Below are 12,216 nucleotides of genomic sequence, written 5' to 3' on the forward strand. Positions count from 1 at the left end.
ACATACGCTAAAGCGCTACTAAAAGCCAAATACAGAAATTTTACTTTTCGTTACGTAGTTTTGCATGATACCTCCCATAGCATCAAAAATCACCTTTCCTGAATTAACTGTAGCAATTCCTCAGTAGATATCTTGCTGCTCATCTCCGCACCTTCTAACAAACTATCCGCCAAATCTCGCTTGTGATGGTGCAGACTCACAATCTTATCTTCTATAGTATCTTTTGCTACCAAGCGATAAATCGTGACCGGACGTTGCTGACCGATGCGGTGGGCGCGATCGGAGGCTTGGTCTTCGACTGCTGGGTTCCACCAAGGGTCCATATGAATGACATAGTCAGCAGCTGTGAGATTCAGCCCCGTACCTCCCGCTTTCAGACTAATTAAGAAGATGTCCCCTTCTCCAGACTGAAAGGCATCCACCCGTTTTTTGCGTTCTAATGCTGGTGTACTCCCATCTAAATACTGGTACTCGATCTGCTGATTGTCTAAATACTCGCGGATTATCTGCAAATGATCCACAAACTGACTAAACACCAAAACCTTATGGCGATTTTCCAGCAACTCCTCCACCACCTCACCAAAAACTTGCAACTTGGCGCTGGGAAGTGGTGCATCAGGCATTACCAAACGTGTATTGCAACAGGCGCGACGCAGTTTCATAATTTCTGCTAGAACTTGTAGGTGTTTCTGACCTCCTGCGACTTCACTCTCTGCTAGTTTGGCGATCGCATCCCGACGCAACGCTTCATACAATGCCATTTCCTCCCGGCTCAAATCCACGTGCAAGGTAGTTTCAGTTCGAGAAGGTAACTCCTCCAAGACCTGATTTTTCGTGCGCCGTAGCAGAAACGGTTGAATCAGTTTTTTCAATCTATTACGTGCTTGTTTGTCCTGAAACTTCTCAATGGGAATGGCAAAACGTTGGTTAAAGCTTTCCAACGAACCAAGCAACCCAGGATTGATAAAGCGGAAAAGATTCCACAGTTCCCCAAGATGGTTTTCAATAGGAGTTCCCGTCGTAATTAGTTTAAACCCACCTTGAAGTTTCATTGCAGATTGGGAACGCTTGGTTGCTATATTCTTGATACACTGAGCCTCATCCAGAACAATAGTTTGCCACAGCACCTCAGACAGCATTTCAGCCACTTCTTCTTGTTGCAACAAACCGTAGCTGCAAATCAATATGTCAAATGGTTGCAGCCGCTCCAAAACTTTTTGGCGATTGCCACTCCCAAATTGAATAATATTAAGGGTTGGAGCAAAACGCTGCGTTTCACTTACCCAGTTCAAACACACTGAAGTAGGAGCCACAATGAGGGTTGGTCCTTCATGAGCGCGAGTCAGGATGACAGCTAATGCTTGCACCGTTTTCCCCAATCCCATTTGGTCAGCTAAACACGCCCCAACTCCCCAATGAGCCAAACGCGCCAACCACTGAAATCCCTCAAGTTGGTAATCTCGCAGTTCTGCTTGTAATGTAGAAGGCAGTTTTGGTTGTAAGTTCTGCGCCTCCTTAAGACGTTGGATATGCGCCTTCCAATGTTTGTCAGCTTGCAAATTCCCCACTTCTTCCGCCAAATCTTCCACAACCATTGCTGCAAGTGGGTGAAAGCGCATACCTTTACCATTCTTTTCCGTAAACGCCCGCAATTCATCAAGGCGTTTGCGAAATGCTTGGGTTAAAGCAAGGAATTGACCGTTTTTTAACGGAACAAAACGGCTGGGTGTTTGCTCTAACAGTTCCATCAGTTGCTGCATATCAAATACTAGAGTCTCATCCAATTTCAACTCTCCACTCACAGCAAACCAATCTCCCTGGCGTTGAATCTTTAACTGAAAATCGTTCAAGTCAGCACGGCGATCTATACGGAATTTTTCTCCTTCTGGCCATTCCAGCACTATGCTATCCCCCAACGCTTGCAGTTCCTGCAACAGTTCCAAACAGTCCTCGAGTTCCTTTACCAGCCATTCACCATCTTGTTCCTCTTGACGGGTTAAGGTGGGACAAGCTGCGATCGCAGCATTGGCAAGTTGCTTCTCCTCACTCAAATTGCGTGTGGTTTGCAAGCGCGTACCTTCAACCTCCGCAATCACGGTTTCACCACCCGTACCGGGGATGTAATAGGGACCACCTCCATCAAAAGGTCGAACCATGACAGCCACTTTCAACCCTTCTCCTGCGGGTAACAAATGAACGTGGGGTGTGGCTCGTGCTGCAACTTCTCGAGCATTTTCCAACCCGCCCCCAATATCAGAATGTACGGTGACAATTCCAGATACTGCATTGAGAGCAGCCAAGACTCGATCTTTAGCTAGGACAGGGACTTCCAGCCGATTTTCCTTACCTAAAATCTCTGCAATTCGTCGGTGTCCCGCACCGATTTCAATCACTTTTATCCGAGTTGGAGTTTCTTTAACAGCCAGGATTTCCTGTCTTTCTGGAAGCTTGGGAAAAAATTCCAGTATGAGGCGATCGCTCTTGGCGGAAGCCTTACCCGACTTATCAAGATTCCCTTTTTTCACCAACAATTCCGGTTCTCCTTTCACAATTTCTACCCGAGTTGTTGGCGAATCTTCCCAAAACACAAAAGGATGTCCTACTAACTCCAAAATTGCTTTTTCGTTTAAAGTGTATTCAGTTTTTCCGTAATATCCATAAGATCCATCATAATAAGTTTCAATATAAGCACAGACCCTTAGGTCTTGAGGGGTAATATAATCAAACTCACTCAGATTATCGCTCAACCGCTTCAAAGCGATAGGACGACCCACACCCCAAGTTCCCTTAGCATTGATCTTTTGTTCGCGAGGCTGCAGCACGCATTTGCTGGAATAGAAAGTAATAAACCAAGCCAAGCGCCGTTCAGTATAAGTTTTAACTGGTGTTTGCGGTTCTTTCTGAAGATTAGCTAGTGCTTTCAAGCTAAGTTCCCAAGGTTCTTGAGGTCGAATCAGGTCTACAATACTTTCTGCTTGGCTATCTTCACGCAAGATCGCTGCTTTCGCTTCATAAGTGCTGCGTGGTTTGAGCCGAGATAGCAGTTCTGCTGCTTCCATCGCCACCCAGTCGTAACCGGACGCCACTGCTTGCTCATATAAATGTTCTAACAACTTAGGAAGTTGCTTTTTTGCTCGATCGCCATCCATCCAGTAAAGACAAAGGGAACACAACAGAGTTTCTAAGCTGTTACCCTCTTCTATAGAAGGAACGCGAGCATCGACAACAAATGATTTTTGTGCGATATCGCCCTGCTGAACTTGCAGTACTATTTTCAGTCTCGAATAAATTAACCTCAACCAATGGTTGGACTGGCGTGAAATTAAACTGCTATATTCTTCTGCTTCCCGAAGGCGTTCGAGCGATCCCTCTTTCAACAAAGCTAAGATAAAAAACAAGCTGCTTGTAGTGCTGAAATATACCTGTCTTTGTCCCCTATCTTTCTTGAAGGCTTTGAGACCGGCTGTAAAATACTCAATAGCTTTTTCATGCTCGCCACGTAAGAAAGTTAGCCAACCCCAAAAGGTAGTCGCATAATGTCCGGACTCATCAGATATACGCTCCAAACTCTGTTGAGCCTCTTGTAGGTGACCTCTTAAAAGCAGTTGTTCCGTTAAAATCAATTGCAAATCATCTGAAGAATGCCCGTCAGGAGTAGAGCATTCTTCTTCAAGCAATGCAAACGCCTCTTCTACTGGATAACATTTCAAGGTTGCATTCCATAAAATAACAGATATAGCGCTCTTGTACAATTCTACAGGCAGAGTCCGAAACCAATCTGCATCAAATGGATTATTACAAACGAGAGTGAAGATATTTTCTATTGATATACGATCTTGAGTGTTGTATTTCCCATAATCCTCAAGTTGCTTGTGAATAAAATTGAAACTGTGGTTGTAAAGACCAATGCGGACTTCCCGGATTAATTGGCTCTGACTTTTAAAATATCGAGGTCCATCTTCCCATCGAGTTTTAATAGGTAGTTTTTCCTGAACGGCTTTAACTAGTGTGTCAAACCTTCCTGTTCTCACTGAATCGCGAGTCGCAATCTCCACAAGCAAAGGATGGCACTGAGGACCTTGTCCAAGTGGTTGTACCAACAACCCTGCTGCTAACAATTTATTAATATAAGGCTTTAAAGTTGAAGCATTAAAAAGATGACCTTTCTCATTACGTGCGCCAATATATGTCAAACATTCCAGAAACGTGGTTCTATTGATAGGCTCATAAATAACCGAAAACAATTGGACAATAGTTTGTTCCAACGTTGATAGCTGACGATAATCTTCAGCAAGTTGTGAGCGAAGCATATCGCTATCAGCCTCAGAATTGCTCGTGGTATTCATCAGGTTTTACGTATTTTTTCTATAAAAAAGTAGATAATAGATCCAACATTATAAACTAAATGCCTGCAAAAACTAACTTAATCTTTATTCACAGCTATTCTCTCTTTCTCTTACCTCTGCGACCTTTGCAGTTCAAAAAGTTTCATCACCTCACGCTCCCCGAAGTCTCTAAGGGTACACTCAGTCAACGGACATCAGTACTCTCTCGTTTTTAGCTAAAGGCTGGGAATGAACTCTGCAAGGCAAATGGGGAAAGGCGGAATCTCAGTCCACAACAGGCATTATTCCCAAGCGGAGCCACCGGATCGCTCGTGAGGGCGCAGACCTGCTAGGAGCCAATCCCATCCTCTAAAAAGTAAGGGCTCTAACTAGAGAGCCTTGTCAATCATTTTGATTTGATGTAGTATAAAATACCTTGAAAAAGTCACCAACAGTACGCAGGGCTCCTCTAGAGTACCATCGTCGATTTGTTTAGATTCAATGGACACAAGTTCGCCTAGTAGTCACAGTAGTCATCTCCCTCTTGCTCGGTGAGTTTGTCTCCCAGCAAGTGGGAGACATTAGGAGGTTATTATGCTCACCTGGGAAGGACGTGCTGAACTGTCAAGCATTGCTGACTTAAACCAGCTCAAAGTTGAACTCAATCGTTTACCAGCTGTTGATGTAGGCGACTACATTGTCGAACAGCCCACAGAAAAAAGAGCGATCGCATTCCGCTTGCTAAACAAAGACCAAGCGATCGCAGTTTTTGAATACTTACCCTCTGAAATTCAAGAAGAACTGATTGAAGCACTTCACGACACGCAAGTCTGTCAAATTGTAGAAGCAATGAGTCCAGACGATCGCGTAGAGTTGTTTGATGAGTTACCTGCAAAAGTTGTCAAGCGCTTGTTGCAACAACTTAGCTCTGAAGAAAGGCAAGTGACAGCAACAATTCTCGGCTACCCTGAAGGAACAGCCGGGCGTGTCATGACAACTAAATATGTCCGCTTACAGCAAGGTTTAACAGTGGGGGAAGCTTTAAACAAAATTCGTCGTTACGATGAAGATAAAGAAACCATCTACTACGCCTACGTCACAGACGAAAACCGCAAGCTCGTGCGGGTAATTTCCCTGCGCCAGCTATTATTTACCATTCCTGATGCTCACGTCAGAGATGTGGCTAGCGATCGCGTTGTCAAAGTCAAAACGGAAACTCCCCAAGAAGAAGTCGCTCAGTTGATGAAGCGCTACGACTTGATAGCACTTCCTGTTGTGGATCGCGAAGACAAACTTGTGGGGATCGTTACTATTGATGACGTAGTAGACATTTTAGAAGAAGAAGCCACAGAAGATATTCAGAAACTAGCAGGTGTGAGTGGTGGTGATGAAGCCGCCCTCTCGCCGCCCCATGTCACTCTCAGCAAGCGTTTTCCCTGGCTATTGGCTAATATTGGCTTGTATGTAGGAGCAGCAAGTGCGATCGCGCCATTTCAACAAGTCATTTCCGTAGTCCCAGTTTTAGCTGTCATCATGCCAATTCTATCCAATACCAGTGGTAACGTCGCCATTCAAGCTCTATCCGTAACAGTACGGGGATTGGGAGTAGGAGAAGTGACACCAAAAGACACTTTTAAAATTCTTCGTAAGGAAATTCTCGCAGGATTGGGGACATCTGTAGGGCTGGGATTATCCTTGGGTATACTGTCCTTAATTTGGTCACCACCGCAAGAGAGATGGGTAGCACTTGTTGCTGCGGTGGTGATGGCTGTGAACGTATTTGTCGCAGCTAGTATGGGTACAGTGCTACCAATGGGTCTTAAAAGATTAAAATTAGACCCGGCATTGATTAGCGGACCGTTGTTAACAACGTTATTAGATGCAGTCGGATTTCTCACTTTCCTAACGCTGATTTCGGTGGCTTTGAAGATTGTTCGTTAAGATAGCGCTCGCATTCTTGGATAAAATTGTGGACGGGCGATTTGCTCCAATTGCCCCTCCAATCTCACAATTTCATGTTGCTGAGTAGCGTTTGGGTTTTGGGTTTTCCATATTTTACTATCAGTGGTAGAAGCTGTTCGGTGACGATTGTTCCTTAGAGGATGTTTTAAAAGTCCTCTTGTTGGTAGCAAAATATTCAGATCCCCCTAAATCCCCCTTAAAAAGGGGGACTTTAAGAGGCTTTTTAAGGGGTTCAGGGGGATCGATAGGTACTTAAAAACACAGCAAATCACTTTTCAAACATCCTCTTAGAGACCATTTATAAAGTAAATCTTTAGACAACAAGACGATGTAACATAATACGAGTTATGACTCTGAAGATTGACCAACATTCCGAATCCAACTCCATCGATAGCTGAGTAATCGCAACTAATTGACATCAAACACTTATACTAAACTGGCACTTTAAGGAAGCAGCAAGCTGTTGAATGCTTGAATTTACAAAAAAAGAGATTAAAAAGAATTTGTTTTGAAAGTAATCAAACCTCGTCAGGAAAAATTTTTTTCTCTGTTTGAGAACCATCTTCGTTATCCCTTATAAAAGTGTGAAACTCAAGCTCAGTTAAATCATTTTTTTTATGAAATTTCATAATTTCCCATACAGTAGGAGCTTCTTGTAATTTAGTATTGATAATAACGATCTCAGGTTCTCCAGATTCCTTATCGCTACGCTCAATAATAAAGTTCTGACCGTGATGCCAAAATGTTGTGGTAATTGTTAAAAATTTTTGGATTGTGCTGTCTTTGATTCTAAGTCTTGTATGAGACACCAAAGATGGTTCAACATCTAAGTATTCAATTGCATGGTTGTATTCTGGAACACTATTCCAAACTAGTTCTTCATCTTCATCTAATAAATTTAGATCGAAGTATTCTTCTGGTGACATCTCAACTGTATGCCATTGTGGCTCGTTAGCAATTTTATAATCTATAAATATCTCCAGAGACATATACAAGCATACCTCATATTGAATTTAATAATGGTCTGAATTTGACGGACATAAATTGACCGTATTATTTAATTGAAAAAATCTTTTTACTCCCATTATGAATGAAGTTGAGGAAATGCACAGTATATTAGTTGCTACTTTTTAGTTCACTGGAACACATTAATTTATTAGAAACAGCCGATCTATAATTACAGTGAATCAGTTACGTGATTTGATTACTGATGGACGAGTTGTTCTGGTTGGGGCTGTAAAAAGGGATATATGCTGGACTCACGGAGCATTACTCAAAGCAGTACGTAACAAAACTGAACCTTTATACTTCCCCTACCGATTCCTCAAATATTCCCCAGTTCCTCGTTCGGGATTTACATGGACGTATTTACCCGTAACAGCCAAACTGGAGTGTCCGAGTTGCTTCTGCACGCAAATAGTTGGCGCACCTCTTTTAAGAGCATGAGTTGCATGGGCGTGTCTGAGCCAATTTGGTGAAAACTTAATCCCTGCTTTTTCGCACACCTCTGCCATCAATGCCCTGATACCTCTATCGGTCAGTGCTCTCCCCTTCCTACGATTTGAACAGCTTGGGAAAACTGGATCGTCAGGTGAAGCATCACCCTTGACTGCCAAAAGTGCTGCACTAGTTTCGGGGTCAAGTCTCATAGAGCGCGTCTTACTCCCTTTCCCCGTCACCGTTACAATAATGCAATCCCCATCCTCTCTGATTTGCTTCCATCGCAACCCCGGTTTGGACTCTGCTTTTTTTCCCGCTGTTGCTTCTGTTTCCCCAATCTCCCCCACCTGACAACCGGAATAGTAAATCAACTGAAATAATAGCAGATGGCGATCGCTCAAAATACCTGCTGCTTCCTCTAATTCCCAAATTTGTTGTTCACTCAAGATTCTCTGGGATAAAGTTTCTTCCCACTCCATAGCAAGTTCGGCTGCTGCATTGCATGGAAAATAGCCAATACTTTCTTTCGTCCCAAAAGACCAGAGCGACCTGATAGCAGCAACATATTTAGCAGATGCATTCTGACTCAACCCTTTCCGATCTTTCTGCCCTCGTACTGGCTTTTCCTCCTTAAGCCAAACCACATAAGACTGCAAATGTGCCAGGGTACAGAAACGCAGATCGCTAATTGAGTAGCGATCGCGCATCCAACTGCACAAATCCAGAGCGATCTGACAGTACACCCTTTTGGTTTGAGCGCTTTTAATGTTGGCAGAATTTATCCACAATTCCACTAACTGTTCTGTAGTTTGAACTCTAGCTCTCCCAGGGAAGTAATAATCTCCAAGCATCTGAATTTCTTCCCCAGAAAAGATTTCAGCATCTATAACATCTATTTTGACAATTTCGTTCATAAAGGAAATAACGAGAATTTATCGTTCAAGAGGGATGGCGCTTTGAAGTATACAAAAAAGCATAATTGCAATCTTCTCGTTGAGAAACCGTGTATTTGCTCATCCCCCTTTTCAAGTTTTGAAGCGAGCAACAAGTTTCAATCCCGTTTCCGGGAATCGTTAAGTTTCAAGTTAACAGTTCCTTTATGTAACTTGAACCACTTGATGGCAGTAACTGCCACGATGTGCTTCCACAAGGGCACTGCCATGATGTGCTTCCATTTTGAAAGCAAAGTAGAAAAACAGGGAAGATAGTAAATATTATACACGATGTTTTCCAAAGATTTTATTGTGTAATTTGTAACGTGCGGAGATTTGGGAGCACAAATCAGGAAAATATCTGTACAAATCTTTCGAGTCATAGCCAAGTTGAAATGCAACCTGCTTTAAAGATTGGGGTGGGTTTGATTCGTGATGCTGCTCTAAAAATTCTCGGGCCTTGGGAGCATCAAATGGACGATTAGTTTTAAAGTATTGTTCGGATAATGGTAATTCTTGAAAAACTATAGGATTATCCAGATCTAGTTTCCCTAAATAGATATCAATTAAAGAGATAGATAGTCGGTAGCATACACGTAAGAGTTTATCGAGTTGGGGTAATGCGTTACCAACACGCCAATCTCTTGGGACAGTAGAACTTAAATACATTTGTTCTGCAAAAGCTTTAGCATTGCCTCCAGTTGCTACTTGAATACACTTATCTATAGCAAGAGCTACATATTCTCGCAAAGGTAGTTCAATTAAATAGGGAGCTTGAGCGATTAATAAACCAAGCTGTTGTGCAATAAAGTTTTGCCATTCTATATCTTGGCACCTCAAAAGGTGCGATTCAATCGTTGAACAACTTATACCTAACCAGGAATGGCATCTACAACAAAATCCATTTTTAGTGTTCCAAGCTAGTAGATAAATATTGTGACCGCAATTTGGACAATAATTCATCAAAGGATATTTATGGAGCGGACAAATTTTCAGTGCGGATACACACCAAATTAATGGTTCATATACTGGTAGTCCTTTCTGGCTAGATTCTGAGTAACATAATGGACACCAAGCTTTATATTTACGTAATAAATTTCTAGTCGATAAAACTTGTGACCAGTAGATTAATGTTAAATATTTTAAATGGGGTTGTTGAGTCAGTTTCTGTAAGATTAATACAGGTTCAAGTGCCATAGTTCCAGTCCCGTTCCATGCACCTGTCTGATTAAAAAAGATGTGGAAAAATATATTGGATAAACTATCTAGATTCGGTCCGGGATAACGGCTAATGAGAGGAGCTAATTCCTGAGCCAGTAAGATTCCTGTAGGAACTTGATGAACAGCAGCTAAACGTGTGATGTAGCTGGTAAAACTTTCAGTTAGTGGTGTGCCTAATAATAATGGTTGTAACGGATATAAATGACTACGCTGCGGTAGATTTAATTGCTGGATAGACTCCGGCGATTGTAAATTTAATTGATTAAAGAGCATTTTCACCTCCTCCAACAATATCCCTGTTGGCATTGCGTTCACCAGGACGACGTTTCTTTTTCTGAATTTTTACTTCTGGACTTGTGGGTAAATTATTGTGGCTTGGTTGAGCATGAATATTGGGATTTTGGCTAGAACTAACTATTAAGCCTAAAGACGAACGAAGTTTTTCTACTTGATTCTCTCCAGACAATAAAATATTCTCACCCTCAATTGCTTCCGTTAACATTCGTACAGATTTAGAGACAGCAGGTGCATAAGTTTGTAAGTGGTTTTCATTTAAAGATTTTGATGACTCAGATAAAGCTTTTCTTAGGGACTGTGTCAGCCAATCTTTAACTATTCCTACACACCCAATACTCCGCTCATAAAAGTAATCCCAGCGTTTTTCCAAATCAGGAGTTTCAGGGGTTGGTCGTAATATTCCAATACATCCGGGTCATATTCCATCTCATATATCAATGCCAATTCGTTGCGATGGCTCTCAAACTGAATCACCACACCCATTTTTTTACTTGGGTATCGCCCGACAACATTTCCCACCTTTCCCCTGACCCGTCTTGACGGTGGAGAACTACGTATCGTTTGAATCATTGTATATTGTTGTGGTGACAACTCCACTGATGCCGACCACTCATTAAACTCTGATTCTGTCAGCATTTCTACCTCGGTACGCAATTTTTCCTTCATTGCATACTTCTATTCAATCGAATCTTTTTCCTAGAAAATTTAAGAACTATTAATTTTCTTCTACTTGCTGCCACCAACTGCTTCAAAAAAAATTGGGCTTATCATCAATCAAACCCTTGCGGTGACTATTATCTAGCTTTTTTGTCTGGAGTATTAATTCATACCTTTTTCTCCAGAAATCCCATAATTCTTACAGCTTTTGTACTACACGATTTTAGTACAACCGCCCACTATGTACTCATTTATCTGTCATCAACGCTTCCGTCTTTCGGATGCTCCCAACTAGAATCGCCTCAATACTCAATGATGTTAAACTTTAAAACCATTGCTATGCAACGCTTTTAGCTGTTTGTCATTTGATTACATACTTACTGCCATTTTGCTGCTTCCATTCTTATACTTACTGCCATCCACTGCTTCCGTGATTGTCATAGTCGCCTAAGAAGGCTCAACGCCATCATTACCATTTCAAGCTTTTTTACTGCCATCAACTGCTTCCACTTTACTGCCATCTCCTGGGTAAAGTGACACGGTTCATCGTGTAATCAATCGTTTCAATCCCGTTTCCGGGAATCGCTAAGTTTCAAGTTAGCCAGAACACATAAGATTAATGAGCCAGGGCAACGTTTCAATCCCGTTTCCGGGAATCGCTAAGTTTCAAGAATCACTCAGCATTAGATATTGTTAAACTTATTAAGTTTCAATCCCGTTTCCGGGAATCGCTAAGTTTCAAGTTAATTATTCAAATTCTTTAGTAATTTCAACTTCAAGTTTCAATCCCGTTTCCGGGAATCGCTAAGTTTCAAGTTTTATTAAAATGTTCGCTACTCCTAAAGATGCTTGGTTTCAATCCCGTTTCCGGGAATCGCTAAGTTTCAAGGTGGATGGTGTATTTTAGGCATTCACAAGTTCAAGGTTTCAATCCCGTTTCCGGGAATCGCTAAGTTTCAAGATCAATGTTAGCCTAGTATTAGGAATTCATATTTTAAGGTTTCAATCCCGTTTCCGGGAATCGCTAAGTTTCAAGGCTAATAGGTGTCCGAAAGACAATAAATTCTTTATGTTTCAATCCCGTTTCCGGGAATCGCTAAGTTTCAAGCCGCGACTTTATGAAGCTGATCAAACAAGACGTTCGTGTTTCAATCCCGTTTCCGGGAATCGCTAAGTTTCAAGTGTGCATGACTTTCTCTATGTGCTTGAGTTTGACGTTTCAATCCCGTTTCCGGGAATCGCTAAGTTTCAAGTCGGTCACATAGCAGTCACATAGCGCGATCGCTGTTATTGTTTCAATCCCGTTTCCGGGAATCGCTAAGTTTCAAGTTTGAATCCCCCCCCGCGATCGCGCTGAGGAAAAATTTGTTTCAATCCCGTTT

General features: G+C 42.1%; 7 protein-coding genes and 1 CRISPR repeat array (1 of these 8 only partly in view). Of the genes, 1 reads left to right on the forward strand and 6 read right to left on the reverse strand.

Annotated features, from left to right (window positions below; all coding sequences use genetic code 11):
• Positions 1-89: 89 nt before the first annotated feature.
• On the reverse strand, positions 90-4,346 hold the full coding sequence (locus HC643_RS23490; protein WP_050045239.1) for a DEAD/DEAH box helicase: 4,257 nt from the start codon (positions 4,344-4,346) through the stop codon (positions 90-92).
• 573 nt (positions 4,347-4,919) lie between these two features.
• On the opposite strand from HC643_RS23490, the gene mgtE reads away from it, so the two are divergent.
• Positions 4,920-6,266, forward strand: coding sequence for a magnesium transporter (mgtE, locus tag HC643_RS23495; protein ID WP_038080338.1), 1,347 nt, complete (start codon positions 4,920-4,922; stop codon positions 6,264-6,266).
• Positions 6,267-6,805: 539 nt separating this feature from the next.
• On the opposite strand, the gene HC643_RS23500 is transcribed toward mgtE, so the two are convergent.
• The 5 genes from HC643_RS23500 to HC643_RS40885 all read right to left on the reverse strand — a co-directional run bounded on the left by HC643_RS23500 (position 6,806) and on the right by HC643_RS40885 (position 10,843).
• Entirely contained in the window at positions 6,806-7,276 is a 471-nt protein-coding gene (locus HC643_RS23500) for a hypothetical protein (RefSeq protein WP_038080336.1), read from the reverse strand.
• Positions 7,277-7,600: 324 nt separating this feature from the next.
• Positions 7,601-8,641 carry a tyrosine-type recombinase/integrase gene (locus HC643_RS23505; RefSeq protein WP_063779451.1) on the reverse strand — a complete coding sequence of 347 codons (1,041 nt, stop codon included), beginning with the start codon at positions 8,639-8,641 and terminating at the stop codon, positions 7,601-7,603.
• Positions 8,642-8,941: 300 nt separating this feature from the next.
• Entirely contained in the window at positions 8,942-10,153 is a 1,212-nt protein-coding gene (locus HC643_RS23510) for a TniQ family protein (protein ID WP_050045238.1), read from the reverse strand.
• Positions 10,143-10,547, reverse strand: coding sequence for a hypothetical protein (locus HC643_RS23515; RefSeq protein WP_167844740.1), 405 nt, complete (start codon positions 10,545-10,547; stop codon positions 10,143-10,145). Before HC643_RS23515 ends, HC643_RS23510 begins: the two co-directional genes overlap by 11 nt.
• The gene (locus HC643_RS40885) at positions 10,499-10,843 is read right to left on the reverse strand and encodes a hypothetical protein (protein ID WP_038080333.1); all 345 of its coding nucleotides are present in this window, start codon (positions 10,841-10,843) and stop codon (positions 10,499-10,501) included. Before HC643_RS40885 ends, HC643_RS23515 begins: the two co-directional genes overlap by 49 nt.
• A 551-nt stretch (positions 10,844-11,394) precedes the next feature.
• Positions 11,395-12,216: a CRISPR direct-repeat array (repeat unit 37 nt; unit sequence GTTTCAATCCCGTTTCCGGGAATCGCTAAGTTTCAAG) (it continues 1,270 nt past the right edge of the window).

The sequence above is a fragment of the Tolypothrix bouteillei VB521301 genome (assembly GCF_000760695.4).
GTDB lineage: Bacteria > Cyanobacteriota > Cyanobacteriia > Cyanobacteriales > Nostocaceae > Scytonema > Scytonema bouteillei_A.